The 24,326-nt window shown below is 68.8% G+C and carries 24 protein-coding genes; 12 read left to right on the top strand and 12 right to left on the bottom strand.

What is annotated here, in order from left to right; genetic code table 11:
• Positions 1–45: 45 nt before the first annotated feature.
• Positions 46–1,137: an alpha/beta hydrolase gene (locus OK345_RS11510; protein ID WP_265128121.1), complete on the bottom strand. Its 1,092-nt coding sequence runs from the start codon at positions 1,135–1,137 to the stop codon at positions 46–48.
• A 265-nt stretch (positions 1,138–1,402) separates the two neighbouring features.
• On the opposite strand from OK345_RS11510, the gene OK345_RS11505 reads away from it, so the two are divergent.
• The 4 genes from OK345_RS11505 (at position 1,403) to OK345_RS11490 (ending at position 5,640) form a co-directional block, all read left to right on the top strand.
• The gene (locus OK345_RS11505; RefSeq protein WP_265128120.1) at positions 1,403–1,951 is read left to right on the top strand and encodes a DUF1905 domain-containing protein; all 549 of its coding nucleotides are present in this window, start codon (positions 1,403–1,405) and stop codon (positions 1,949–1,951) included.
• A gap of 114 nt (positions 1,952–2,065) precedes the next feature.
• Positions 2,066–3,199, top strand: coding sequence for a serine hydrolase domain-containing protein (locus tag OK345_RS11500; protein WP_265128119.1), 1,134 nt, complete (start codon positions 2,066–2,068; stop codon positions 3,197–3,199).
• A gap of 157 nt (positions 3,200–3,356) precedes the next feature.
• On the top strand, positions 3,357–4,880 hold the full coding sequence (locus tag OK345_RS11495) for an amidohydrolase family protein (protein ID WP_265128118.1): 1,524 nt from the start codon (positions 3,357–3,359) through the stop codon (positions 4,878–4,880).
• A gap of 223 nt (positions 4,881–5,103) precedes the next feature.
• Complete coding sequence (locus tag OK345_RS11490) at positions 5,104–5,640, top strand: DUF2501 domain-containing protein (RefSeq protein WP_265128117.1); 537 nt, start codon at positions 5,104–5,106, stop codon at positions 5,638–5,640.
• 51 nt (positions 5,641–5,691) lie between these two features.
• Here the strand turns inward: OK345_RS11490 and OK345_RS11485 are convergent, their stop codons facing one another.
• Genes OK345_RS11485 through OK345_RS11475 form a run of 3 tightly spaced genes read right to left on the bottom strand, consistent with a single transcriptional unit; the run spans position 5,692 to position 7,373 of the window.
• Positions 5,692–6,180 (bottom strand): nuclear transport factor 2 family protein, encoded by a 489-nt coding sequence (locus OK345_RS11485; RefSeq protein WP_265128116.1) that lies wholly within the window; start codon positions 6,178–6,180, stop codon positions 5,692–5,694.
• A 41-nt stretch (positions 6,181–6,221) separates the two neighbouring features.
• Positions 6,222–6,956, bottom strand: coding sequence for an SDR family oxidoreductase (locus OK345_RS11480; protein ID WP_265128115.1), 735 nt, complete (start codon positions 6,954–6,956; stop codon positions 6,222–6,224).
• Positions 6,957–7,004: 48 nt separating this feature from the next.
• Positions 7,005–7,373, bottom strand: a complete 369-nt coding sequence (locus OK345_RS11475) for an Atu4866 domain-containing protein (protein ID WP_265155037.1) — start codon at positions 7,371–7,373, stop codon at positions 7,005–7,007.
• Between the two features lie 101 nt (positions 7,374–7,474).
• Here OK345_RS11475 and OK345_RS11470 point away from each other — a divergent pair, with 101 nt between their 5' ends.
• Complete coding sequence (locus OK345_RS11470) at positions 7,475–8,377, top strand: LysR family transcriptional regulator (protein ID WP_265128114.1); 903 nt, start codon at positions 7,475–7,477, stop codon at positions 8,375–8,377.
• 325 nt (positions 8,378–8,702) lie between these two features.
• Here the strand turns inward: OK345_RS11470 and OK345_RS11465 are convergent, their stop codons facing one another.
• Positions 8,703–10,832 (bottom strand): catalase, encoded by a 2,130-nt coding sequence (locus tag OK345_RS11465; RefSeq protein ID WP_265128113.1) that lies wholly within the window; start codon positions 10,830–10,832, stop codon positions 8,703–8,705.
• 365 nt (positions 10,833–11,197) lie between these two features.
• Positions 11,198–12,115 (bottom strand): AraC family transcriptional regulator, encoded by a 918-nt coding sequence (locus tag OK345_RS11460; protein ID WP_265128112.1) that lies wholly within the window; start codon positions 12,113–12,115, stop codon positions 11,198–11,200.
• Positions 12,116–12,213: 98 nt separating this feature from the next.
• On the opposite strand from OK345_RS11460, the gene OK345_RS11455 reads away from it, so the two are divergent.
• The 5 genes from OK345_RS11455 (at position 12,214) to OK345_RS17760 (ending at position 15,205) form a co-directional block, all read left to right on the top strand.
• Complete coding sequence (locus tag OK345_RS11455) at positions 12,214–12,981, top strand: SDR family oxidoreductase (protein ID WP_265128111.1); 768 nt, start codon at positions 12,214–12,216, stop codon at positions 12,979–12,981.
• A gap of 7 nt (positions 12,982–12,988) precedes the next feature.
• A complete protein-coding gene (locus OK345_RS11450; RefSeq protein ID WP_265128110.1) occupies positions 12,989–13,552 on the top strand; it encodes a hypothetical protein in 564 nt (187 codons plus the stop codon).
• A gap of 207 nt (positions 13,553–13,759) precedes the next feature.
• Positions 13,760–14,140, top strand: coding sequence for a hypothetical protein (locus tag OK345_RS11445; RefSeq protein ID WP_265128109.1), 381 nt, complete (start codon positions 13,760–13,762; stop codon positions 14,138–14,140).
• Positions 14,141–14,412: 272 nt separating this feature from the next.
• Positions 14,413–15,003, top strand: a complete 591-nt coding sequence (locus tag OK345_RS11440) for a hypothetical protein (protein ID WP_265128108.1) — start codon at positions 14,413–14,415, stop codon at positions 15,001–15,003.
• Entirely contained in the window at positions 14,993–15,205 is a 213-nt protein-coding gene (locus tag OK345_RS17760) for a zeta toxin family protein (protein ID WP_425510966.1), read from the top strand. Before OK345_RS11440 ends, OK345_RS17760 begins: the two co-directional genes overlap by 11 nt.
• Before the next feature lie 9 nt (positions 15,206–15,214).
• Here OK345_RS17760 and OK345_RS11435 read toward each other — a convergent pair.
• A protein-coding gene (locus OK345_RS11435; RefSeq protein ID WP_265128107.1) for an IS3 family transposase occupies positions 15,215–16,314 on the bottom strand; the annotation gives its coding sequence in 2 pieces (ribosomal slippage) (positions 15,215–16,056 and positions 16,056–16,314; 1,101 coding nt in all).
• 41 nt (positions 16,315–16,355) lie between these two features.
• Here OK345_RS11435 and OK345_RS11430 point away from each other — a divergent pair.
• On the top strand, positions 16,356–17,615 hold the full coding sequence (locus OK345_RS11430) for an XVIPCD domain-containing protein (protein WP_265128106.1): 1,260 nt from the start codon (positions 16,356–16,358) through the stop codon (positions 17,613–17,615).
• A 25-nt stretch (positions 17,616–17,640) separates the two neighbouring features.
• On the opposite strand, the gene OK345_RS11425 is transcribed toward OK345_RS11430, so the two are convergent.
• The 3 genes from OK345_RS11425 to OK345_RS11415 all read right to left on the bottom strand — a co-directional run bounded on the left by OK345_RS11425 (position 17,641) and on the right by OK345_RS11415 (position 20,979).
• The gene (locus OK345_RS11425; protein WP_265128105.1) at positions 17,641–18,546 is read right to left on the bottom strand and encodes an NAD(P)/FAD-dependent oxidoreductase; all 906 of its coding nucleotides are present in this window, start codon (positions 18,544–18,546) and stop codon (positions 17,641–17,643) included.
• On the bottom strand, positions 18,533–19,000 hold the full coding sequence (locus tag OK345_RS11420; RefSeq protein WP_265128104.1) for an Rrf2 family transcriptional regulator: 468 nt from the start codon (positions 18,998–19,000) through the stop codon (positions 18,533–18,535). Before OK345_RS11420 ends, OK345_RS11425 begins: the two co-directional genes overlap by 14 nt.
• A 119-nt stretch (positions 19,001–19,119) precedes the next feature.
• Positions 19,120–20,979 carry a DUF885 domain-containing protein gene (locus OK345_RS11415; protein ID WP_265128103.1) on the bottom strand — a complete coding sequence of 620 codons (1,860 nt, stop codon included), beginning with the start codon at positions 20,977–20,979 and terminating at the stop codon, positions 19,120–19,122.
• Between the two features lie 193 nt (positions 20,980–21,172).
• Here OK345_RS11415 and folE point away from each other — a divergent pair, with 193 nt between their 5' ends.
• Positions 21,173–21,769 (top strand): GTP cyclohydrolase I FolE, encoded by a 597-nt coding sequence (folE, locus tag OK345_RS11410; RefSeq protein WP_265128102.1) that lies wholly within the window; start codon positions 21,173–21,175, stop codon positions 21,767–21,769.
• Between the two features lie 97 nt (positions 21,770–21,866).
• Here folE and OK345_RS11405 read toward each other — a convergent pair whose 3' ends face one another.
• Positions 21,867–22,460 (bottom strand): cysteine dioxygenase family protein, encoded by a 594-nt coding sequence (locus OK345_RS11405; protein WP_265128101.1) that lies wholly within the window; start codon positions 22,458–22,460, stop codon positions 21,867–21,869.
• Between the two features lie 217 nt (positions 22,461–22,677).
• Entirely contained in the window at positions 22,678–24,321 is a 1,644-nt protein-coding gene (locus tag OK345_RS11400; protein ID WP_265128100.1) for a carboxylesterase/lipase family protein, read from the bottom strand.
• Between the last annotated feature and the right edge of the window lie 5 nt (positions 24,322–24,326).

Below are 24,326 nucleotides of genomic sequence, written 5' to 3'. Positions count from 1 at the left end.
TTCCTGGATTCAGGTGCATGTTCCCCGCCCCTGGGGCTGGGTTCCCTAGGGCGCCACATCTCCAACCCGGGCCGCAATCGGCCGTGCATGCAGTACCAGCGACACCAGCACTTTCCCAGGCTCCTCGCTCAGGATCTCGTGCGCCGAGTTCTCGAACCATACGAAGTGTTTCTGCGGGGCGCGCACCTTCTGGAACCAGTCGTGGGCGACGGTGGAGTTCACGGTCCTGTCGTGGCGCCCGGCCAGGACGATGAGCGGGCACTCCAATTCGGTGATCCGGCCCAGGTCCAGGGCGACAACGGGCTCGAACAGGAAGTCCTGCGAGTAGCCGTTGCCGTCGAATATGCGCGGGGCCTCGTCGTCCGTGTAGTCCGGGGAGAGTCGGGCGGCGATGCCGTCGATCTGGTGGGTTCGATAGGCCATGACGCCGCCGAAGAAGTCGGACCATTTCCGCTCGACCGCGATGTCCGCCAGCGGGATCGGCTTTCCCGGAGCCGCATAGGGCGCTATCGCTTCGAGCTCCGCGATCGCCTGCTCGTTGCGCGCTTTCCGTGCGGCGTCGAGCGCGAATGCGTATCCCCTGCGCTCGCTCTCGGGCACGTCCGCGGCCTGGCCGACGCCGATGTACGCGTGCAGCCACTCGGGCTTCCGGCGGGCGAATTCGAGTCCGATGTAGCTTCCCCACGATGTGCCGAGCAGGAAGACCTTGTCCTTGTCCAGCTCCCGGCGAAGCCATGCGACCATTTCCCCGGTGTCGTCGATGAAGGTGTCCGGCTTCATCGTCGGAGCCACCGCTTCCGGGTCGTTCAGGAGATGGGTCTTGCCGGAACCGCGCTGGTCCCAATGCACGACGGTGAAGTATTCCTCCAGCGCGCGCGTGTTCCACCACGCCATGGGCATCAGGGGGAAGCCCGGCCCGCCGTGGAGGATGAGGAGCACCGGATTCCTGCGGTCGGCGCCGCGGATGCTGACGAACTGGTCGATGCCACCGATCCGGACGGTCTCGTTCCGCTCGATGCCTTCGGGCGTCACGATGCGCCGCAACTCGCGCACGACCCCGGTGGCTTCGGCCCTGTTGCGGGGTTTCGGGCCGGAAGCCTCCGGCTGCATCGCGGCAACGGCCGGCGGGGTCGCCATGGCCGGTCCGCACATGGACGACATGCCCAACAGAAGGGCGAGAGCGCGGCAGGGAGACAAGGTCGGATTCCTCTTGCGGGCGGGCGATTCGTGCCGGTCGGCGGCGCCCCGGAGCAAGCGGGCGATGCCTGCGAGGCTGGCCGACGATAATCGATAACGGTGCCGGGTTCACTTGGCGGGAGAGGGCGCGGTATTCCGGGACACCGCCGACCGGCAGCAACCGGCCGCATCGTGGCCGATCCAGGGCGGTGCTATCTTCCGCGCCATGGGCAAGGTCACCGGCAGGATCCGTTTCGAAGCAAAGCTGCTGCGGCCGGCGGCGCCGAAGGGCGCGGCCTGGACGTTTCTGGTGCTGCCTGCGCAGGCGAGCGCGAAGCTGCCGACGCGCAGCATGGTCACCGTGGACGGCACGCTTGCCGGCCAGCCGTTCCAGGCCACGCTGGAGCCGGACGGGCAGGGCAGCCACTGGCTCAAGGTCGACAAGACGCTGCGCGAAGCGGCCGGGGTTGCCGCGGGCGATACCGTCGCGCTGGAGATCGCACCGGTGACGGAAGAGCCCGAGCCCACGGTGCCGCCGGACATCCGCAAGGCGCTCGCCGCCGATCCGGCTGCCCGCGCGACGTGGGACGACATCACCGCGGTGGCGCGGCGCGACTGGATTGCCTGGATCACCTCGGGCAAGAAGGCCGAGACCCGGGTCAAGCGCATCGCGGTCGCCTGCGACAAGCTCGCCTCCGGCAAGCGCCGCGCCTGCTGCTTCGACCGCTCGGGCATGTACGGCAAGTCGCTCAGCGCGCCGCAAGCGGCGGAATAGCGGTCGGCGGCGCTTCCGCCTTTTGCCGCATGCCCGTGACTCAAGGCATGCGACAACCCGGGGACGCGATCAGCATCATCGACCGTACTCCGCGCCCAGGGAAACGCCAGCTCGATGGAATCGTCGCATCGTCGCATCGCACTGCTCCCGTTGCTGTTGCTGCTGGGCGCCTGTTCCTCCGCTCCCTGCCGCGCTCCTTCCCCTTCCGTGCAGATGGTCGACGAAGCTGTCGGCGGCCTCGGCCAAACACTGGATGCCTTGCTTGCCGACGAACACGCGGATGGCGCATTCGAAGGCGTGGCGCTGGTGGCGCAGGGCGACGAGGTCGTCCTGCGCAAGGGCTATGGATGCCGGGACCGGAACCGCAAGCGCCCCGCGACCCCGGAATCGATCTCGGACATCGGCTCGGTCGCCAAGACCTTCACCGCCGCCGCGATCCTGCGCCTGGAAGCCGCCGGCCTGCTTTCGGGCGACGACCGGATCGAGCGTTTCTATCCCGATGCGCCGCTCGACAAGCGGGCGATCACGCTCAGGCAGTTGCTGGTCCACACGTCCGGTCTGGAGGACTTTCACGCCGACTCGGATTTCGAGCCGATGACGCGCGACGAGGCCGAGGCGCGCATCCTCGCGCTTCCGCTGCTGTCCGCTCCCGGCGCGAAGGAGGCCTACTCGAACGCCGGCTACACTCTGCTCGCGGCAATCGTCGAGCGCGCCTCCGGCCAGTCGTTCGACGCCTATGTCCGGCGCGAACTGCTGGTTCCCGCCGGACTCGCCGACACCGGCTGGTACGGCAGTCCCCATATCGATGCGGAGCGCCTTGCACGCGGCTACGGCGGCGAGCGCAAGGGACGGACGACGTTCGAGCGTGAGCTGACCTGGGCGCTGGCCGGCGGCGGCGGAATGGTCTCGACGGTCGACGATCTGCACCGCTGGTATCGCTGGCTGGCGACCGGCCGGCTGCTCGACCGCGACCCGGCCCGGATCTTCGCGCGTGCCGGAGAAGGACGCTGGTCGGAGGGCAGCTGGCGCAGCATCGCCATCGGCGATGCGCAGGCGGTCGAGATGGGCGGCAGCACCGATTTCGGCTACACCGCCAAGATCCAGTATCTCGCGCAGGCCGACACCCTCGTGGTGCTGTTGTTCAATGGCTACTCCCGCAAGTACGGCCCCGGCACGCATCATGCGATCGCCAACCGCGTCCTCGTCCCGGCCATCGTGGCGGGCGGGAATAACCGCATGCAGCCCTGATCCGGATGGAATCGGGGGCCGGGGAAACAGGGGTCGGGGGGAAACAGGGGTCGGAGTCGGGCTGTGGAAAACCCGACTCCGGCCTCGGCTTTCCTGCAGGGTAAAGGGCGGATCCCGCTTTCCATTCCGTCTCTCCACGTTCACGGCTTCACCCCGGTTGGACCCGGCCCTAGACTGTCGCAACGAATACACGGGGAAGACGAAGATGCGTTTCCTGGTCGCGCTGATCGCCACGGGCCTGTGTCTGTCTGCCTGCACTTTCGGCCCGGAGGAAGGCAATACCGCCACCCCCGCCGGCACGCTGGTACGCAACGTCATGGTCGCTTCACCCGAGCGCGACGCCGCCTACGGTCCGGTATCGGTGCGCATCGCCGGGAATACCATCGTCGAGATCGCTGAGGACATTCGTCCCCGGCGCAGCGACGCCATCATCGAAGGCGCCGGCCGCTACCTCAGCCCGGGCCTGATCGACAGCCACGTCCACATCGGCGATATCCCCGGCCTGCGCCCGCAGGACGAACAGGCCCACCCGGAGCTGGTCGAAGCGGCCCGCGCGCAGATCCCGCGCTCGTACCTGTTCCACGGCTACACCACGGTCATCGCGCTGGGCAGTGGCAAGGCGCCGGTCGACGCGTGGAACGCCCGCGAACTCCGCCCGCAGGCCTACTTCTGCGGCGCGGCGCCCATACTCGACGGCTATCCGACCAACTACGCGCCGGTACCGGAACGCTACGCCCTGGCACCGGACTATCTGCACGATCCCTCGCGCAGCGAACCTCTTCCGCCCGGCGTCGAGCCCGCGTCGCACACGCCCGAAGCCGTCGTCGCCCGTATTGCCGACAGCGGCGCGCTGTGCCTGAAGGCCTACTACGAGACCGGCTTCGGCCAAGCCCGGAACCTGCCCGTGCCCAGCCCGGAGCTGATGCAGGCGCTGGTGGCCGCCGCCCACGCGCGTGGGCTGAAGGTGTTCCTGCACGCCAATTCGCAGCAGGCGCAGGCATTCGGCCTGGCGAACGGCGTGGATGGCTTTGCCCACGGCCTGTGGCACTGGGACGAGCGCGATGCGACCGAAGTGGGCGGCGAACTGGCCATGCAGCTCGACCGCACCATCGACGCCGGCATCGCCCTGCAGCCAACCATCCAGGTGCTGTACGGTGAGGGCGAGCTGCTCGACCCGGCTTTCCTGCAACGTCCCGGCCTGGCCGATGTCTACCCGCAGGCACTGCTCGATTTCTACGCCAGCGCCGAGGGCCGGTGGTTCGGCGACATCCTCGCCGCGCACGTCTACAGCGACGGTTGGACGCCGGACATCGGCCTGGTATTACGGGTGAAGCATGCCTTGCGCCATTTCGCCGGGCACGGCGGGCGCCTGCTGTTCGGCACCGACACGCCCAGCGCGCCTACCTACGCCAATCCGCCCGGTCTCAACGGCCGTTGGGAGATGGACCGCTGGGTCGAATCCGGCATCGCCCCGCGCGCGATCTTCCGCGCGGCCACGCTCGGCAACGCGAGTTTCTTCGGCCTCGACGATACGATCGGCAGCGTAGCCGTTGGCAAGCGGGCCGATCTGCTGCTGCTCGGAGCCGATCCGTTGCAGTCCGTCGAAGCCTTCGACCGGATCGAAACCGTTTTCGTCGACGGCCAGGCAGTGACGAGAGCCGAGCTGTCTGCCAGGTTCTGACCGGAACAGCGGTACCCGCATGGTGCGGAGAATGGAGGCAGGGGAACCGCCGGCTCGAATCGGCCGACTTGGGCGATTCGATACCCGATGGCTGTCAAAGTGGCTGACGACGGAGGGGGGACATCGTCGTCGCGCCGACGGCCCGCCGGCGCGTGGCGAAGCGTGATTATGATGGTCAGCGCGCCGCAGGTCCGGCGCCTCCTTTCGCCCGGAGATACTCCACATGAATCTGCGTCCCCTCATCGTTGTCGCCGGCCTGCTGGTCGCGGTCGGTACCGCATCCGCCGTCGATCTGAAGGGCCTCAAGAAGTCGCTCGGCGAAGGCTCGTCGACCGGGCAGGACAGCGAGAGCCTGTCCAGTCTCCGCTCGCTGGGCGATTCGCTGGGCGAACTGTCGCTGCCGGCCATCAGTGGCAATACCGCGGGCAACGCGGCAGGGGTGCTGGAGTACTGCGTCAAGCGCAAGTACCTGTCCGGCAATGCCGTGGCGTCGGTGAAGGACAAGCTGCTGTCGAAATACGGCCTGGGCGACGCGAAGGCGGCCGAGCAGGACAGCGGTTACCAGAGCGGCCTGCAGGGCATTCTGCAGGGCGATGGCGGCAAGTCCTTCGACCTGGATTCGGTGTCGGACAAGCTCAAGGACAAGGGCTGCGCTACGTGCTGGACAATGCCGGCAAGCTGGTCTGAGCCCACCGGCGGCGAATGCGTGGTGGACGCCCCGACCCATGCTGGAGCAGGAGGTGTGCGGCGGAGCCGGTAACCGCAAAACCGCGGGCTGACAGGTCGGTGCCGGCGGGGTTTCGCATGTAGATCAGCGCATCAATGCGTCCAGTGCCCAGGTATCGAGGAAGGCGACGGCACGGACGATCCTTCCCTCCTCCAGTTCCAGATACCAGGCATAGCGGTTGCTGTAGGTGCCGCCGTCCCGCATGGCCGCGGTGCCGTTCCAGATCACCACCACCGCGTCGCCCTGCGCGAGGAGATGCGTCACCTCGGGCGTGATCGGCGTGGCCAGGCGCGCCTGGATCGGCTTCACCGCGCGTTCCATGAAATCCTGCCGCGAACGGTAGACCCCCGAGACCGGGCTGGAACCGGCCACCGTCCATTCGACATCGTCGGCCAGCAGGTCGAACACGCTGCCATGGCCGTCGCGCCAGGCGTCGAAGGCCGCGCGCACCCGCGCGGCGTTGTCGGCGGCCGCTGCCGAAGACGCGGCCGTGGCCTGCGCGACCGGCAGCAGCGCCGCGAATCCCAGCAGCGAAGCGGCCGCCAGGCGCAGCGGAAGCGGGACGAGGGTCATGGACGGTTCCCTGCGTGGGATATGCGAAAGGGAGTCCGCGCTCATGCCGGGTGCGCCAGCGGGCGCACCACGATGTCGGTGGTGTCGACGTCGGCCGGCTGGCCGATGGCGTGCGCGATGGCGTTGGCGATCGCCTCGGGCTTGAGCGCGACCTTGCGGAAGTCGCGGATCGCCTCGGCGGTTCCGGCATCGGTGATGGTGTCGGCCAGCTCCGACTCGACCACGCCGGGATAGACGCAGGTCACCCGGATCGTGTCGCTTTCCTGGCGCAGGCCATCGGAGATCGCGCGCACCGCGTACTTGGTGGCGCAGTACACCGCGGCGGTGGGCATCACGTACAGCCCGCCGATCGAGGCGATGTTGACGACGTGGCCGCTGCCCTGGGCCTGCATCGCCGGCAGCACCGCGGCGATGCCGTGCAGCACGCCGCGGATGTTGACGTCGATCATGCGGTCCCATTCGTCGACCTTCAGCGCGGCCAGCGGCGACAACGGCATCACCCCGGCGTTGTTGACGATCGCGTCGATGCGGCCGAAGCGCTCGAGCGCGTGGCCGGCGAAGGCCTGCACGTCGGCGCGGTCGGTCACGTCCAGCGTGCGCGCCACCGCGGTGCCGCCGGCGGCGGCGATCGCGTCGGCCAGCCGTTGCAGCCGCTCGCCGCGGCGGGCGCCCAGCACCACGCGCGCGCCGCGTGCGGCCAGCACTTTCGCCACGGCCTCGCCGATGCCGCTGCTGGCGCCGGTGATCAATACGACCTTGCCCTGGATGTTGCTCATGTCGGGATTCCTCGGATGGATGAAGGGAACGGGGAGCGGACGCGACGCTCAGGCGTCATCGCGCGGCGCGATGGTCTGCCCGCCGGCGGGCCGCTCACGGCGCAGCCCCATGCCGGCGTGGTACAGCACGCCATCGACGAACTCGCCGTCGGCGCTGAAGCCGGTGTCGTCCACGTAGTCGATGCGGTGGCCGGCGATCGCGCAGCGGCCCCGGCAGGCGCTCTGCCGGCGGCCGCGGGCCTCGTCGCAGCGGCCGTTGGCCAGCAGCTCATGGCGGATGCGGCCGTCGTCGGTGACCCACATGCCCAGGTAGGGGGCCGGTTCCGGCATCGCCGGCCCGGCGTCGGCCAGTGTGGAGGCGAGGACGACGCTCCGAGCGTGGTGACGCGGCAGGGAGGGCGGGAAGCGGGGCGGCATGACGGGGTTTCCGGTGCGTGGGGCCGGAAACCACGGTAGGCGCCGCTCCCTGTCGAGAGAATCCCGCGCATGCTGGACGCATTGGTTAGACTCGCTAACCAATGCAGACCGACCTGGACCTCAACCTGCTGCGCGTGTTCCTGGCCGTGGCCCAGGCGCACAACTTCCGCGCCGCCGCCGACCGGCTCGGCGTCACCCGCTCGGCGGTCAGCCAGGGCATCCGCCGGCTGGAGGACGGGCTGGGCGTGGCGCTGGTGCAGCGTTCCACCCGCAGCGTGCGCCTGACCGAGGCCGGCGAGCGCCTGCACCGGCAGGTGGCGCAACCGCTGTCCACGCTGGGCGCGGCACTGGACGCGGCGGTCGACGATGGCCCGCCGCGCGGCCTGCTGCGGGTCGCCGTCACCTCGATCGCCGAGCGCTTCCTGTCCGGGCCGCTGGTGGCGACCTTCGTCGAGGCCCATCCCGGGATCGTCCTGGACGTGACCGTCACCGACGGGGAGTTCGACATCGTCGCCGCCGGCTTCGATGCCGGCGTGCGCCTGGGCGAGGTGATCGAGCAGGACATGGTGGCGGTGCCGCTCACCGGGCCGCAGCGCGAGGTCACCGTGGCCGCGCCGGCCTACCTCGCGCGGCACGGTGAGCCGACGCATCCGCGCGAGCTGGCCGCGCACCGCTGCATCGGCTGGCGGCCGGCGCCGGGCGTGGCGCCCTATCGCTGGGAATACGTCGAGGACGGCCGCGCGTTCGACGTGGCGGTGAACCCGCAGGTCACCACCAACGACATGCTGCTGATGCTGCGCACCGCGCTGGCCGGCGGCGGCATCACCTTCGGCATCGAGGAGACGTTCCGCCCCTGGCTGGACAGCGGCGCGCTGGTGCCGTTGCTGCAGGATTACCTGCCGCCGTTCCCCGGCTTCTACCTGTACTTCCCCAACCGCCACAACCAGCCGCCGAAGCTGCGCGCGCTGGTCGAACACGTGCGCGCGTTCCGGGACGCGGGCTGAGCGACCAACCGAGGACGGGAGCCTGGGCGGTGCATGCGGCTTCATGCCGTGTACCCGTGCGTGCGGCCCGCACGGCCCGTGTCACGGCGATGCGGATCGCGCTTGGCGAGGCGCCGCCGAAGGCAACGGAGCCGGGCACGCCGCCCGGATGGAATGAGCCTGCGATGACGGGGACAGGCCATCCGCCGCTGGCGGGCAGCGATACGGCCCGGACCGGTTCATGACGCGGCCAACGGCCCGGCCGGTTCGCGCGCAACCCGCTGTCGGCGGGGCAGTCGGGCGCAGGCCCGGCATGCCGGGCCTGCGTCCTGCGGCATCGAGCGGCCTACGCCAGCGTCCGCACCTTCTTCTCCCGGCCCCATTGCCGGGTCTTGGCCGCTTCGATGAAGGCCCGGGTGTCGGCGGCGTCGACCACGCCGGCATCCTTGCCGATGCCGCCGGCCTTGAGCACGGCCTGGGCGCCGGCATCGAAGGCGATGGCCTTGAGGTGGCCGAAGGCGTCGCGGACGAAATCGACGGCGGCCGCTTCCTTCGCGAGGTTCTTGCCGGCCTCGGCCGAGAGCACCACGGCCACCGCGTCGAACACGACCGACGGGGTGCCGGCGAGCTGGCCGTCGGCGGGCTGGCGCTTGCCGTCGGACAGCCTGGCCCCGCCCAGTTTCGGGGCGACGATCCTGACCGTCGCGCCCGCGCCTTCGGCGGCCTTGTGCAGCGTCTTGAGCGTGGCCGCATCGGAGCCGTCGTCGATCAGGATGCCGACGCTGCGGCCTTCCAGCGTGGGCTTCATGCGGTCGATGATGCGCAGCGCCGGTGAGGGCGGCATGTCGCGCGGTTTCACCTTCGCCTCGGGCGCGGGCGGCAGCTTGTCCAGGCCCAGGCCGTCGGCGACGCGGCGGGCCAGCGATTCGTCGATGTGGCGCAGGTGGCCGACGATGGCCTCGCGCACGTGGGCGGTCTCGACCTTGGACAGCTCGAACACCAGCGCGCTGGCGATGTGCGCCTGTTCCGGCGCGCTCTGGCTGCGGAAGAACAGCCGCGCCTGGCTGTAGTGGTCGGCGAAGCTCTCCGGGCGCACGCGGCCCTTGGCGCCGTCGTCGACGGTGGCGTGGCTGCGGAAGCCGGCGGGCGTGGCGCGCGGGCTGTCGGCCTGCAGCGAGCTGGGCTCGTAGTTCACCCGGCCCCTGGGCACCTGCATCTGCATGTGGCCGTCGCGCTGCAGGTTGGCGAACGGGCACTTGGGCGCGTTGATCGGGATCTGGTGGAAGTTCGGCCCGCCCAGCCGCGAGAGCTGGGTGTCCAGGTAGGAGAACAGCCGGCCCTGCAGCAGCGGGTCGTTGCTGAAGTCGATGCCGGGCACGATGTTGGCCGGGCAGAAGGCCACCTGTTCGGTCTCGGCGAAGAAGTTGTCCGGCCAGCGGTCCAGGGTCATGCGCCCGATCACCTGCAGCGGCACCAGCTCCTCGGGAATCAGCTTGGTCGGGTCGAGGTGGTCGAACGGGAATTTCTCCGCCTCCTCCTCGGTGAACAGCTGCACCGCCAGGTCCCAGGCCGGGAAGTTGCCGGACTGGATGGCCTCGAACAGGTCGCGGCGGTGGAAGTCGTTGTCGGCGGCCTGCAGCTTGACCGCCTCGTCCCAGACGGTGGACTGGATGCCCAGCAGCGGGCGCCAGTGGAACTTGACGAAGGTGCTGCGGCCTTTGGCGTCGAGCAGGCGGAACGAGTGCACGCCGAAGCCCTCGAGGGTGCGCAGCGAGCGCGGGATGGTGCGGTCGCTCATCGCCCACATGATCATGTGCATGGTCTCGGGCGTCAGCGACACGAAGTCCCAGAAGGTGTCGTGTGCGCTGCCGGCCTGCGGGAAGGCGCGGTCGGGCTCCATCTTCACCGAGTGCACCACGTCGGGGAACTTCATCGCGTCCTGGATGAAGAACACCGGGATGTTGTTGCCGACCAGGTCCCAGTTGCCTTCCTGGGTGTAGAACTTGACCGCGAAGCCGCGCACGTCGCGCGGGGTGTCGACCGAGCCGGCGCCGCCGGCGACGGTGGAGAAGCGGGTGAACACCGGGGTCTTCTCGCCGACCTCGGTGAGCAGCCTGGCGGTGGTGTAGCGGGCCAGCGACTTCTTCAGCACGAACGTGCCGTGCGCGGCGCTGCCGCGGGCGTGGACGATGCGCTCGGGGATGCGCTCGTGGTCGAAGTGGGTGATCTTCTCGCGGAGGACGAAGTCCTCCAGCAGGGTCGGACCGCGCGGCCCGGCCCTGAGCGAATTCTGGTTGTCGCTGACCGGAATGCCCTGGTTGGTGGTCAGCACCGGATGGGTGCCGCCGGCGTGCTGCTGCAGTTCGTCGCCCTGGCCGCGGCTGTCGGCGGGGGCCTGTTTCTTCGCGGAGGCGGAGGCGGTCTTGCGGGCGGTGCGCTTGCTGGGCGAGGCGGTGGCTGGCGTCTTGCTGGCCATGGCGGACTCCTGGGCACGGATGGTCGTCTAGCCTGGAACCTGCATCGTGATCGCAACGTGCAATGCGCGTGTCGCGAATGTCATGTGTATCGAAGGCATGGTTGCCTGCGGTTCGATGCGCATCGCGCCACCCGGGCCATCGGCATCGCGCGCTGGCCGGCGGGGCAGCGACGGGATCGCTGGCCGATGCCATGCAACGGCACGGATTGCCGAACCGCCGCGGTGTCTGCCTGGTGCCTCCCGGGGCGATGGCCGCGCATCGCGCCACGCGCAGGCTTCATGCCGGACAGGACGACAGCAGGTGCGTCCGCATTCCATCGAACCTTGGTGAATGCAGGAGGGGAGCGACGACGGCGCCGTAACCGTCAGGCCGGGGATGCTCCTTGCCGGCGTTCGCGCAGGTAGCGGCCCGGCGGGCAGCCGATATGCCTGCGGAAGGCGGTGCTGAAGGTGCTCGCCGAGCCGTAGCCCACCCGTTCGGCGGTCTCGGCGATGCCGACGTCGCCGTGGCGCAGCAGGTCCCGGGCCAGGGCCATGCGCCAGGTCTGCAGGTATTCCATCGGCGGCATGCCCACGGTGCGCGCGAAGCGGTCGAAGAACGCCGAACGCGACAGCGCCGCGGTGCCTGCCAGCCGTGCGACGGTCCACGGATGGGCAGGCTGTTCGTGCAATTGCCGCAAGGCCGGTGCCAGGCGCGCATCGGCCAGGCCGCGCAGCAGCCCGGCCGGTGCCTCCCGCTCCGATGCCGAACGCAGCGTTTCCACCAGCAACAGCTCCACCAGGCGCGTGAGCACGACCTCGCGTCCCGGCCTGTCGGTGCCCGCTTCCTCGCCCAGCAGCGTGACCAGCTGCGACAGCCGGCCGGCGCCGCGCACGTGCGCCACTGTCGGCAGCAGCGATGCCAGCAGGGCGGGGTCGGGGGCGTCGAACAGGAACCAGCCGCCGAGCAGGCGGACGTCGGGCGGCCCGTCCTGGGTGCCGTGGCGGATCTCGGCGGTGGGTGCGGGCGCCTGCTTCGGGTCGATCCGCGTGGGCGTCGCCGGTTCCAGGCCCGACAGGGTGAAGCCCGGCGTCGCCGGCAGCAGCACGAAGTCGCCTGCTTCCAGGGCGAGCGGCGGGTGGCCGTCGACCGCCAGCCGGCAGCTGCCTTGCAGCACCGCGCAGAAGCTCGGTTCGCCGAACTCGGAATAGCGCACCGTCCAGCGACCGGCGCCGCCGATGCCCTTGGAGAACACCGCGCGGGGCCGCAGCAGCCGTACGACGTCGGAGAGGGGATCGCTCATGGCCGGACTCTCGCAAACTAATAATGGACTCTACTGCGTAGAGAGTCCGGAAATGCTGGCCTATCGTGGACCCCGGATCAACCCACGGAGTCCTCACCATGAAAACCGTCCTCATCACCGGCTGTTCGTCCGGCTACGGCCTGGAAACCGCCTGCCACTTCCACGCCCAGGGCTGGCGCGTGATCGCCACCATGCGTACGCCCCGCGCCGGGCTGCTGCCGGACGACGAGCGCATGCGCCTGCTGGCGCTGGACGTCACCCGTGCCGACAGCATCGCCGCGGCGCTGGAGGCCAGCGGTCCGATCGACGTGCTGGTCAACAACGCCGGCGTCGGCCTGTTCGGCGCGTTCGAGGCCACGCCGATGGCGACGGTGCGCGAGGTGTTCGAGACCAACACCTTCGGCACGATGGCGATGGCGCAGGCGGTGATTCCGCAGTTCCGCCGCCGGCGCGCGGGCACGATCGTCAACGTCACCTCCAGCGCGACGCTGGCGCCGATGCCACTGGTGGCGGCCTACACCGCGAGCAAGACCGCCATCGATGGCTTCACCGCTTCGCTCGCGCACGAACTGGGCGCATTCGGGATCGCGGTGAAGCTGGTCGAACCCGGCTACGCGCCGACCACGCGCTTCACCGCCAACGGCGAACAGCGGATGCGCGGACTGATACCCGAGCCGTACGCGCCCTACGCGCAGGGCGCGTTCGCAGCGCTGACGCAGGTGGCCGCGGTGACGCGCGAGTCCGACGTGGCCGAGGCGGTATGGCGGGCGGCGACGGATGCCACCGGCACGCTGCATTTCCCGGCAGGCGCGGACGCCGTCGCGCTGGCGCGCAACGGAGTGGCGGCCGCCACCGGTGCGCCGTAATCGACGAATGCCTGTTTACGATATGGAAGGTCATGGCCGCTACGTCCCTGAAGGCGCGCGCGATGCGATCTACAAGACGCTGCCGGCAAGCCTGGATACGATAACCGTGCGCGAGCTTGGGCCGTTGCCGCCGGAGGGGTTCCCTGTCCAGGGAAAGCGCAAGCCCGATCTGCCGCGCCCGGCCCCGCCATCCCCTCAAGAGGTTGCCATGACTCCAGACGATTACTCTCGGTCGGACATGCGGAAGACGACACCGCCTGTTCCTGAAGGCCTGTGCGAAATGCTCAAAGACTATCCGGGCCATATCGAACGGTTGCAGGAGGCGCTGGTCACCGTTATGGCGAAGCCCTCGAATACCCCACCTCTTGAGCGGGCTGTTTGGGCACTTGAGGGTCGATTGGAAACCTTCATGTTTGAAGCTCGGGATGAATTGAAATTGGCCGAGGCAAGTGGAGATGCAGAAAGAATTGCTCGAGCCAAGGAGAAAGAAAATCTGATGCTCCATGGTCGTATGGCGGGGACGATATGGGGGATGAGGAATTTCGACGATTATTTTGATGGAATAAAATAAGGAGGCTCTTGTGGAGTGTGGCAGGATAAGCTTCCGGCGGACATTTGCGAGCGTATTTTCGTGAGCAAGTGTTGGCTCGAAAGGATTATTTGCATGCAACCCCGCAGGAGCTTCCGAAAGCAATCATTCTTGCGGGACGGCCCGGTCCAGGAAAAGCGAAAGTCCGATCCGCCGCGCCCGAAACAACCATCCCCTCAAGAGGTTGCCATGACCACAGACGACCACTCCCAGCTGGGCATGCAGAAGTCAGAGCCTCCCATCCCCGAGGGGTTGCGGGAGATGCTCAAGGACTATCCGGACCATATCGAACGCTTGCAGGAGGCATTGGTCACCGTTATGGCGAAGCCCTCGAATACCCCACCTCTTGAGCGGGCTATTTGGGCACTTGAGGGTCGATTGGAAACCTTCATGTTTGAAGCTCGGGATGAATTGAAATTGGCCGAGGCAAGTGGAAATGCGGAAAGGATTGCTCGGGCCAAGGAAAAAGACATCCTGATGTTTCATGCCAGCTCGTACGGAAACTGGAAAAGCAAGAATCTTTTGGATTATTTTGAATTTCCTGCGATAGGCGCCAGTCATGACGAATGATTCGGATAGGCTGCCGGAGGAAGCATATGACCGCATTTTTCGTGAAAAAGTATTGACTGGCCCTGATTTCACGAAGGCCATCGTCCTCGGTGGGCAAACTGGCGCGGAGAATGGGGGGCGGCGAGTGTTGGACGAGAACCCGAGATGCTGTCCATCCCCGATTTCGCACAGGCAACGTCACAAGGGCTTTCCCGAGTCATCATTCCGCCGGGTAGCCTGGAAGGACTATTCTTGCCGTTGAACAGCCTTGGTCATCCCGTCTCCCCCTAGCCATGAGCAAAGACCGAAACGCTCCCGATTCCGCCTCGTCATGCCGCCGCGATGTGCTGCACGACCTGCAACTGCTGCGCGACGTATCCATCATCAATGCCAGAACCGTGCGCGAGCTTGGACCGTTGCCGCCGGAGGGGCTCCCGGTCCAGGAAAAGCGCAAGCCCGATCTGCCGCGCCCGGCACAACCATCCCCTCAAGAGGTTGCCATGACCACAGACGACCACTCCCAGCTGGGCATGCAGAAGTCAGAGCCTCCCATCCCCGAGGGGTTGCGGGAGATGCTCAAGGACTATCCAGAACATCTCCAGACGCTTCAAAAAGACTTGAATAGAGTGGTTTCCAACCCACTCAAAGGAACGCCTGTATTGGAGCAGGCCATCTGGGCCTTGGAAGGTGCATTGGAAACCTTCATATTTGAAGCTCAGGATGAATTGAAATTGGCCGAGGCAAGTGGAGATGTGGAAAGGGTTGCTCGGGCCAAGGAGAAAGACATCTTGATGTTTCATGCCAGCTCGTACGGAAACTGGAAAAGCAAGAATCTTTTGGATTATTTTGAATTTCCTGCGATAGGCGCCAGTCATGGAAAATAATTCGGATAGGCTGCCGAAGGATGCATATGACCGCATCTTTCGTGAAAAAGTATTGGCCGATCCAAATTTCACGAGTGCAACACCACAGGAATTCCCCAGGGCCATCATCCTCGGTGGGCAACCCGGCGCGGGAAAAGGGGGATTGGCTCGGAGGGCGTTAGACGAGTTCGGTGGAAACGCGACGTCCCCCCGCTTTCAGTAGCGGGGCGATTTAGAGTCCGGGGTGGATGGTAGCCGATGCCAGTTGCTTCGCGTAGGCGCTCGGTGTCAGCCCGCCCAATGCCTTCTTTGGCCGCTCCTCGTTGTATTCCCGGCGCCAGGTTTCGATGACGGTCCGGGCGTGCAGCAGGTGGGTGAACCAGTGTTCGTTGAGGCACTCGTCGCGCAGGCGGCCGTTGAACGACTCGACGTAGGCGTTCTGGTTCGGCTTGCCCGGTTGGATCAGGCGCAACTGCACGCCACGCGCGTGCGCCCAGGCGACCATCGCCTTGCCGCAGAACTCCTTGCCGTTGTCGGTGCGGATCACCTGCGGCAGCCCGCGCGAGCGCGCCAGACGGTCGAGCACGCGCGTCACGCCAAGTCCTGAGATCGCACGCTCCACCTCGATCGCGACCGCTTCGTGGGTGGCGTCATCGACGATCGTCAGGCACTTGATGGCGCGCCCGTCGGCGGTGCGGTCGAACACGAAGTCCATCGACCACACCTGATTGGCCTCACTCGGCCGCACCAGCGGCTGGCGCTCGCCCGGCAATATCTTCTTGCGCTTGCGCCGCCGCACCTGCAGCCTCGCTTCCTGATACAGCCGTTCAACGCGCTTGTAGTTCACGAGCAGCCCCGCTTGCCTGAGTTTGAGGTGGATCATCCCGACGCCGTAGCGTTTGTGCCGCTGCGCCAGCGCCAGGATCCGCGCCCGCAGTTCGACATTGCGGTCCGGACGCGGCGCATAGCGGTAGGCGCTGGCGCTCATGCGCACCACCGCCAGCGATCGTCGCTCGCTCAGTCCCTTGCCCACCAGATGCCGCACCAGCTCGCGCCTGGCCGGTGCGGTCACCACTTTTTTCGCAGGGCGTCCTTGATCACGTCGTTCTCGAACATCTGCTCGGCCAGCAGCTTCTTCAGCCGGGTGTTCTCCGCCTCCAGCTCCTTGAGCCGCTTGGCCTCCGGCACGCTCATGCCGCCGAACTTGCTGCGCCACAGGTAGTACGAGGCTTCGCTGAAGCCGTGCCGGCGGCACAGGTCCTTCACCGCCACGCCGGCTTCGGCTTCACGCAGGAAGCCGATGATCTGCTCTTCGGAAAAGCGCTTCTTCACGTCCAATCTCCGTCTCGTTGGGGATTGGACTCCAAATCGCCGTGCTACTCAAAACCGGGGGGACGTCGGTGATCGAGGCGAACATCGCCAGTGGCCCGGCCGCCATCGCCGCCGACTACCAGCAGGCCTACCGCCGCAACGGCTGGAGGGATTTCGGCGAAATGCCCCAGGCCGTGCATACCGCGCTCGACCCGGACACCCTGCAGGCCGCGAACGGCCGGCAGTACCGACGCGATGCGCAGGGGCAATGGCGGCACGACGACGAAACGGCGCAGGGCAATACCGCCCTGGAACTGGAAGCCACCCGCACCGCGCTGCAACCGGCCCTGGCCCGGCACGCCGAGGCGATGGCGGCGATGCCCGGGCGCGATGCGACGGACGAGACGCGGCAACGCGAAGCGGTGCTGTACCAATACCGCCTCTCCGGCACGGAGCTGAAACCCGATTGGCAGGAAGCAGTGATCCTGGCCACGCAGCGCACGCGCCAGGAACACGGCCTGGCGCCGGGCGGCATGACCCAGTTGCAGCCCAATGCGCAGAACCAGATCGCCGCCGACAGCCCCATCGCCCATCTTCAGGCCGATGCCGGGGATGTTGGCCGCATCGTGGCGGTGACGAGCACCCAGGACGTGCTTCGCGCATTGGACGACGTGCGCGCACGCGGGCATGGCGAAGTCGCCCCGCCCCAACCTTCGTCCGGGCGGCCGGCCGAAGCCGCCACCGCGCCGGAACGGGACGTGCGGACCCAGGCGCCGCGCGAAGCCGGGCCGTCGCAGGAGTCACGGATCGTACGCACCGCACCGACGCAGGCGGTCGATGCCACGGCCGCGCATGACCTGGCGCCGGATTCCCCCGGCCACATCGGCCACAAGCCGTTGCTGCGCATTCGCGAGCTGGTGCGGGAAGCCGAGGAGAAGGGCCAGATCGGCTTCGGCAACGAGCAGGAGCGGGAACGATTCTGCCGCGCGGCGCTCGCCGCCAGCTGGGACAACCGCGATACGAGCCGGCAGCTGTATCCACAGCGCCAGGACGGGGCATTGAAGGAAGCGGAGCTCTCCCGCATCGACCATTTCGTCGTCGGCACGAAGGGCTACGCCTTCCTCGTCCAAGGCAGCATCGACGATCCGGCCAGCAAGCGCGTACCGTTCGACATCGAACAGGCCAAGCAGACGCCGGTGGAAGCCTCGGACCGGAAGCTGGAGGCCGCCACCCAGGAGGTTCACCAGCAGCAGGACCTGCAACGGCAGCAGGAGCTGGCGCGTGGCGCCGACGAGCAGGCCAGGAGCGCACTGGTGCGCTGAGCGCGCTGCGCCTAGGAGGGCGCGCTCATCCGAACAGCAGGGTGCGGTGCGCCGAAGCGCCGGCCTGGGCGCCATCGCCCACGGCGAACGCCACGCTGTGGGCGCCGCGCGCGGCATCGCCGCAGGCGAACACGCCGGGCACGCTGGTGGCCTTGGCGGCGTCGGTGCGGATGAACGCGCCCAGCGGGCCGTACTCGAACTCGCATCCCAGTGCGTGCGCCAGCGGGCTGTTGACCCGGGTCCGGGTGGCGACGAACAGGCCGTCGAACGCGATCCGGCGGCCGTCTTCCAGTTCGACCGTCGCGACGTCGCTGACCCGTGCGATCCGCGCCGGCTCGACCGCGACCTGGCGCGCGGCGAGCGCCGCCTGCTGCGCCGCGTCCGGCGTGAACGCCTGGTTGGTCAGGAACGTGGTGGTGCCCCAGTCGGGCAGCATCAGCGCGTGGTGCATGGAGAGTTCGCCGACGGCGATGACGCCGATGCGGCCGCGCTCCAGTTCGTAGCCGTGGCAGTAGGGGCAGTGGAACACGCTGCGGCCCCAGCGCGGCTGCAGGCCCTCGATCGGCGGCAGCTCGTCCTCCACGCCGGTGGCCAGGACCAGGCGGCGGGCGTTCCAGCGCGCGCCGCTGTCGTCCGCGACGACGAAGCGGTCGATCCCGCCGTCGGCATGGGTGGCGCTGGCCTGCTGCCAGCGCACGTTGGGGTAGGCCAGCACCTGTGCGCGGGCGTCGGCGGCGATCGCTTCGGGCGGGCGCCCGTCCTGGCCGATCAGGCCGTGCGCGGCGGCGGCGAAGCGGTTGCGGCGCACGCCGGCGTCGATGACCAGCACGCGCTGGCGCGCGCGCGCCAGCATCATGGCCGCGGAGAGCCCCGCGTAGCTGCCGCCGACGACGACGGCATCGAAGGTATCGGACGGTTCATTGCGCTGCATGGTCCTTGCTCCCGCAGGGATGTTGGGATCGACGCCGCATGCGGCGGCCGAACGAGGCGGCCAGGTCGGCGAGGGTGACGCGGCCCAGGCGCTCGACCAGCAGCGCCTCGGCGCGGCGGAAGGCGTCGTCCAGGGCTTCGTTCACCGCCTGCTCGACCAGGCATTCGGGCTGCTCGATGCGATGGCCCATGGCAAAGACGGTCGGCTCGCCCACGGCGTGGTAGACGTCCAGCAGGGTCACCGCATGCAGGTCGCAGGCGAGGGTCCAGCCGCCGCCATGGCCCTTGCTGGACGCGACGTAGCCGCACTCGCGCAGGCGCGACAGCACCCGCCGCACCACCACCGGGTGGGTGTCCAGGTAGCCGGCCAGCACCTCGGAGGTCAGCGGGCGGCCATGCTGGGCCATGTGCAGCAGCACGTGCAGCACCGAGGACAGTTTGCTGTCGCGTTTCATGTAACTTACGGTATTACATGAAAGGGCGCGGTGCAAACCGCCCGCAACGCAGAAGGGCCGGGTATCGACCCGGCCCTTCTGCGTTGCGCGGCGGTGGCGGAAGACGCCTGGCGGCCGCCTCAGCCCGCCTTCTTGTCGGCGATCCAGCGGTCCACACGCTGTTCCAGCAGGTCCAGCGGCATGGCGCCGCCGCCGAGCACGGCGTCGTGGAAGCCGCGGATGTCGAAGGCCTCGCCCAGCTCGGCCTCGGCCTTGGCGCGCAGCTGCTGGATCTTGATCATGCCGATCTTGTAGGCGGTGGCCTGGCCGGGATTGACCAGGTAGCGCCGCACTTCGGACTGGATGGCGGCCTGCGGGATGGAGCTGTTCTGGCGGAAGTAGTCCACCGCCTGCTGCTCGGTCCAGCCCTTGGCGTGCAGGCCGGTGTCCACCACCAGGCGGATCGCGCGCCACATCTCCGACATCAGCCGGCCGTACTCCGAATACGGGTCCTGGTAGGTGCCGGGCATCTCCTTGGCCAGCCATTCCGAGTACAGGCCCCAGCCCTCGGTGTAGGCGGTGGTGAACTGCTGGGTGCGGAAGGTCGGCACGCCGGTCAGCTCCTGGGCGATGGAGATCTGCATGTGGTGGCCGGGCAGGCCCTCGTGGTAGGCGATCACCTCCAGTTCGGTCTTCGGCATCGCCTTCATGTCCGACAGGTGCGCGTAGTAGATGCCGGCGCGCGAGCCGTCCGGGGTACCGGGGTAGTAGTGCTGGGCGGCGCCGTCCTGCTCGCGGAAGGCTTCCACCCGGCGCACCACCAGGTCGGCCTTGGGCAGCAGGCCGAAGTATTCGGGCAGGTGCTGCTTGATGTTGTCGATGGCGGCGGTGGCCGCGTCGATGTAGCCCTGGCGGCCCTCGTCGGTGTTGGCGAAGCGGAAGCGCGGGTCGCTGTCGAGGAACCTGAAGAACGCCTGCAGGTCGCCCTTGAACTCCACCTGCCGCATCAGCGCTTCCATCTCGCCGCGCAGCCGCGCCACTTCGGACAGGCCGAGCTGGTGGATCTCGTCGGCGCTCATCGCGGTGGTGGTGTTCTCGCGCAGCTGGTAGGCGTAGTAGTCGGCGCCGTTGGCCTGGGTGCTGCCCACGCCGGAGGCGTCGACGGCGGCCTTGGGCAGTTCCTCCTCGGCGAAGGCGAGCACGCGCGCATAGGCGGGTGCGACGTTCTGCAGCAGCGCGTCGCGCGCCTGCTGCTTCAACTCGGCGGCGCGTTCGGCGGTGACGGCGCCCTTTTCCGCCAGTGCGTCGGCCTTGGCCTGGGCGTCGGCCCACAGCGCGCTGTCCTTGCCGTCGTCGAACGGCGCGCCGCCGACCACCTTGCGCGACTGCTCGATCACGCCCTCGTAGGCGAACCGCGGCGGGCGGATGCCCTGCGCGGCGGAGGCGCGGGCGCGCTCGAGCAGCTGGTCGAACAGCACCGGCAGCTTCTGCAGGCGCGAGACGTAGGCCAGGTAGTCCTTCTCGTCGTCGACCTTGTGGAAGTTGATCAGGAAGGTCGGCGCCATGCTGTGGATGCCGCTCATCTGGTCGAACGGGTAGCGGTTGCCCAGGAACAGCCGGCCGTCGCGCTCGCTTTGGTACTGGCGCTTCCACAGCTCCCAGGACAGCTGCGCTTCCGGATCCAGCTTGTCGCGGTCGAAGCTGGATTCCATCTCCTTCACCGATGCCTCGAGCCAGGCCAGGCGCTTGTCGATGCCGGCCTCGGACATGTCGTCGAGCTGGTCGTTGAGCTCCTTGCGGCCAAGGAAGGTCAGCTGCGTCGGGCTGAACTGCAGCAGTTCCTCGTACTGGCTCTCGAACCAGGCGTTCAGGCGCTCGGATTCGCTCTCCGCCTGCTGGGCGGTGCCGGCGGCGTCGCCGCCGGACGGCTGCGGGGAACAGGCGGCCAACCCCAGGGCAAGGGCCAGGGCGAGGGTGCTGCAGGCGGGCAGTCGGCGCATGGAGACGCTCCTTGGTAGACGAAGCGCCGATTGTGCCGGACAAACCGCCATCCCGCTGCCGCACGGATGCCGCGCAGCACGGTGGCAGCGCGCAACCGGGCCGATGGCCGCGCCCGCGCTGTAGCGGCCGGACATGCCCCGGCCGGGTCCGGCTGGTAGCATGGCGCCCCCCGCAATACAGGCGCAGTCCGTCATGGCCGATTCCAAGAACCCGCCCGTCACCCAGGCCCAGGCCGAGGACGCCGTGCGCACGCTGTTGCGCTGGGCCGGCGAGGACCCGGCCCGCGAGGGCCTGCTGGATACCCCGCGGCGGGTGGCCGAGGCCTATGGCGACTGGTTCAGCGGCTACCGCGAGGACCCGCGCGGCTACCTGGAGCGCACCTTCGAGGAAGTGGCCGGCTACGACGAGCTGATCGTGCTGCGCGACATCGAGTACGAAAGCCACTGCGAGCACCACATGGCGCCGATCATCGGCCGCGTGCACGTGGGCTACCTGCCGGCCGGCAAGGTGGTGGGCATCTCCAAGCTGGCGCGCGTGGTCGAGGCCTATGCGCGCCGCTTCCAGGTGCAGGAGAAGATGACCGCGCAGATCGCCCAGTGCATCCAGGACGTGCTGCAGCCGCTGGGCGTGGGCGTGGTGGTGGAAGGCGCGCACGAGTGCATGACCACCCGCGGCATCCACAAGCGCGGCGTCAGCATGGTCACCTCGAAGATGCTCGGCAGCTTCCGCGAGGACGCGCGCACCCGCGCCGAATTCCTGCGCTTCATCGAAGTGGGCGGCAAGCGCTGATCCTGCGCGTGGCGGGTCGCCAAGGCATCGCGTGCGATGCCCGCTGCCGTTCCTTCGCAGGCGGCCAGTGCATGCCGTCGCCGGCCCGGTGCAGCGTTCAGCAATCGGCTTCGGTCTGCAGCTGCCGCTCCTGGCAGCGGTACCAGTCGTCGCGTTCGGGCAGGAAGATCGCGCAGCGCTCCATCGCCGCCTGGTAGACGTGCACCGATACCGCCAGGGCGTCGTCGCTGGCGTTGTGCAGGATGTGGTACTCGTGCGGCGGGATCAGGCTGCCGGCGCTGCCGCGGGCGGCGGCCACGGTGCTGGCGGGGCGGAAGCGGGCGCGGTCGCCGCTGCGTTCCAGCAGCGCGTACTGGGTGACCTGCAACCGGCCCTGCCAGACGCCGTCCACGCACCACAGCCCGCTGTGGTCGTGCAGCGGCGTGCCCTGGCCCGGCGCCCAGCTCATCGCCACCACGCTGTAGCCGTGCTCCGGGCTGCGGTACAGCTCGCGGCGGGCGTAGCGCTCGGCGCGCGGCCGGCGCACGCAATCGGGCAGTCGCACCTGCGGGTCGTCGATCAGCTCGGTGAGGGTGCGCCGCAACGCCGCGACCACCTGCTCCGGATCGCCGGGCGCCACCGCCGCGTCGATCCGCGCCACCAGCGTCTCGCGGCCCGGGAAGTCGGGGAACTGCAGGACATCGTCGTTCATGGCCCGAGTTTAGGTCATGGCGGTTAACGGCCTGTTCCGCGTATCCGCGGGAAGGGCGCGGCGATGAAATGGCATCGCCGCATGGCGCCGCAGCGCATGCCATATGCCATCGCATCGATGCGATGGCCTCCGTCGTGGTACCGGCTCCCTGTTCGCCGGCGCGGCGAACGCGCGTCCGGCGCGATGCGGAAGAGGAGCGGCCGCATCGCCGGCTTCTTCAGAACGTGCCGCGCTGGACGAAGGGCGCCTGCCGATAGAGGCGGCGCTCGCCGCCGCGCGGGTCGTCGGTCAGCGTGGCCGGCGCGTCGAACAGCAGCGTCTGCCGCCGCGGCAGCGAATACGGTTCCCAGCGCGGGATGCCGGGGTGGTTGGGGTCGCCGTGGCGGGCGAACGCCAGCAGCGCATCGCTCATGGCCCCGGCCATGCGTTGCGCCTCGCCGCCGTCGCCGGTGCGCGAACCGGGCTGGCGGTGGTTGTCGAACACCAGCGGGATGTCGAGCGTGTGGAAAGCGCGCAGCCGGTCCGCTTCGCCGCCGCGGTCGTACCAGTCCAGCTGGTAGGCCCAGGTCGGCGCGGCGGCGGCCGGCTGGCGCGCGCGCGCCTCCAGTTCCTCGACCGCGCCGCGCCACGAGCGGCCGGCGGTGGTGGCGGCGAAGAACACCTCCGTCGGGGTGTAGTGCGGGTACAGCCGCCGGTATTCGGCGATCACCACCGACGGCAGCAGGTCGACGTATTGCTGGGCCTCCAGCTTCGCCGGCAATTCCTCCCAGTCCAGCGCGAAGTTGTCCGGGTCGTTGCCGAGGAAGGCGCGGGTCTCGTCGCGGGTGTTGCCGATCACCAGCGGGATCCCGGCCGACTGCGCCGGCGCCTGCGGCCAGAACGGATGCACCGGCAGCGACCGCGCATCCAGCACCGGCCCCAGGTACAGGCCGGTGTCCTCCACCGGCGACGGATCGCGCACGCGGGTGGCTTCCAGCAACTGCTGCGCCGGCAGCGCGAGCAGCGCCCCGGCGTCACGCACGCCCAGGTGTTCCAGCACCAGCCGCGCGCGCTGGGTGGCCGCGCGCGGACCGGCCGCGGTCACCTGCTGCCCGCTCATGGTCCAGGCGCGGTGGAACAGTCCCTTCGCCGCCGGCATCGCCATCAGCGTGGCGATCTTGGCGCCGCCGCCGGACTGGCCGAACACAGTGACGTTGCCGGCGTCGCCGCCGAACTCGGCGGCGTGCTCGCGCACCCAGTGCAGCGCCTGCACCAGGTCGAGCTGGCCGACGTTGCCCGAATCGGCCAGCGCCGGCCCGCCCAGCTGCGCCAGGTACAGGTAGCCGAACAGGTTGAGGCGGTGGTTGACGGTGACCACCACCACGTCGCCGCGCCGGCACAGGTTGCCGCCGTCGTACAGCGGGTCGGCGCCGGAGCCGTTGTTGTAGCCGCCGCCGTGGATGTAGACCAGCACCGGCCGTCGTCCGCCGTCGCGCAGCGCCGGGGTCCAGACGTTGAGGTACAGGCAGTCCTCGCTGCCGGGACCGTCGCGGCCGGTCTGCGGCGCGGCGCTGCCGTAGTCCAGTGCGTCGCGCACGCCGCGCCAGGCGGTTTCGCGCAGTGCCGGCCGGAAGCGGCGCGCGGCGGTATCGGCGCCATAGGGGATGCCGCGGAAGACGTGGATGCCCTGCTCGCGCTGGCCGCCGATGCGGCCGCTGCGGGTGCGCGCCAGCGACGTCGCCGGCGCGGCGTGGACCAGCGGCGAGGCGGCCACGGCCAATCCGGCGCCCAGCCGGGCGGCGGTCAGCAGGAAGTCGCGGCGGCCGCCATCGTCGGGCAGTCCGGCAGTGGCCGGGACGGGGTGGGACAGGGGCTTGGGCATCGGTG

Source organism: Xanthomonas chitinilytica (genome assembly GCF_026107455.2).
GTDB lineage: Bacteria > Pseudomonadota > Gammaproteobacteria > Xanthomonadales > Xanthomonadaceae > Stenotrophomonas > Stenotrophomonas chitinilytica.
This window is presented reverse-complemented; position numbering and strand designations above follow the sequence as displayed.

Excerpts from the sequence above, each read along its gene's own strand:
- OK345_RS11510 (WP_265128121.1), bottom strand. The coding sequence starts at position 1,137 with ATGGCGACCCCGCCGGCCGTTGCCGCGATGCAGCCGGAGGCTTCCGGC.
- OK345_RS11450 (WP_265128110.1), top strand. The coding sequence starts at position 12,989 with ATGCCTGTTTACGATATGGAAGGTCATGGCCGCTACGTCCCTGAAGGC.
- OK345_RS11480 (WP_265128115.1), bottom strand. The coding sequence starts at position 6,956 with ATGAGCAACATCCAGGGCAAGGTCGTATTGATCACCGGCGCCAGCAGC.
- OK345_RS11405 (WP_265128101.1), bottom strand. The coding sequence starts at position 22,460 with ATGAACGACGATGTCCTGCAGTTCCCCGACTTCCCGGGCCGCGAGACG.
- OK345_RS11460 (WP_265128112.1), bottom strand. The coding sequence starts at position 12,115 with ATGAGCGATCCCCTCTCCGACGTCGTACGGCTGCTGCGGCCCCGCGCG.
- OK345_RS11475 (WP_265155037.1), bottom strand. The coding sequence starts at position 7,373 with ATGCCGCCCCGCTTCCCGCCCTCCCTGCCGCGTCACCACGCTCGGAGC.
- OK345_RS11415 (WP_265128103.1), bottom strand. The coding sequence starts at position 20,979 with ATGCGCCGACTGCCCGCCTGCAGCACCCTCGCCCTGGCCCTTGCCCTG.
- OK345_RS11445 (WP_265128109.1), top strand. The coding sequence starts at position 13,760 with ATGACCACAGACGACCACTCCCAGCTGGGCATGCAGAAGTCAGAGCCT.
- OK345_RS11425 (WP_265128105.1), bottom strand. The coding sequence starts at position 18,546 with ATGCAGCGCAATGAACCGTCCGATACCTTCGATGCCGTCGTCGTCGGC.
- OK345_RS11490 (WP_265128117.1), top strand. The coding sequence starts at position 5,104 with ATGAATCTGCGTCCCCTCATCGTTGTCGCCGGCCTGCTGGTCGCGGTC.
- OK345_RS11465 (WP_265128113.1), bottom strand. The coding sequence starts at position 10,832 with ATGGCCAGCAAGACGCCAGCCACCGCCTCGCCCAGCAAGCGCACCGCC.
- OK345_RS11455 (WP_265128111.1), top strand. The coding sequence starts at position 12,214 with ATGAAAACCGTCCTCATCACCGGCTGTTCGTCCGGCTACGGCCTGGAA.
- OK345_RS11485 (WP_265128116.1), bottom strand. The coding sequence starts at position 6,180 with ATGACCCTCGTCCCGCTTCCGCTGCGCCTGGCGGCCGCTTCGCTGCTG.
- OK345_RS11500 (WP_265128119.1), top strand. The coding sequence starts at position 2,066 with ATGGAATCGTCGCATCGTCGCATCGCACTGCTCCCGTTGCTGTTGCTG.
- folE (WP_265128102.1), top strand. The coding sequence starts at position 21,173 with ATGGCCGATTCCAAGAACCCGCCCGTCACCCAGGCCCAGGCCGAGGAC.
- OK345_RS11470 (WP_265128114.1), top strand. The coding sequence starts at position 7,475 with ATGCAGACCGACCTGGACCTCAACCTGCTGCGCGTGTTCCTGGCCGTG.
- OK345_RS11400 (WP_265128100.1), bottom strand. The coding sequence starts at position 24,321 with ATGCCCAAGCCCCTGTCCCACCCCGTCCCGGCCACTGCCGGACTGCCC.
- OK345_RS11505 (WP_265128120.1), top strand. The coding sequence starts at position 1,403 with ATGGGCAAGGTCACCGGCAGGATCCGTTTCGAAGCAAAGCTGCTGCGG.
- OK345_RS11440 (WP_265128108.1), top strand. The coding sequence starts at position 14,413 with ATGAGCAAAGACCGAAACGCTCCCGATTCCGCCTCGTCATGCCGCCGC.
- OK345_RS17760 (WP_425510966.1), top strand. The coding sequence starts at position 14,993 with ATGGAAAATAATTCGGATAGGCTGCCGAAGGATGCATATGACCGCATC.
- OK345_RS11420 (WP_265128104.1), bottom strand. The coding sequence starts at position 19,000 with ATGAAACGCGACAGCAAACTGTCCTCGGTGCTGCACGTGCTGCTGCAC.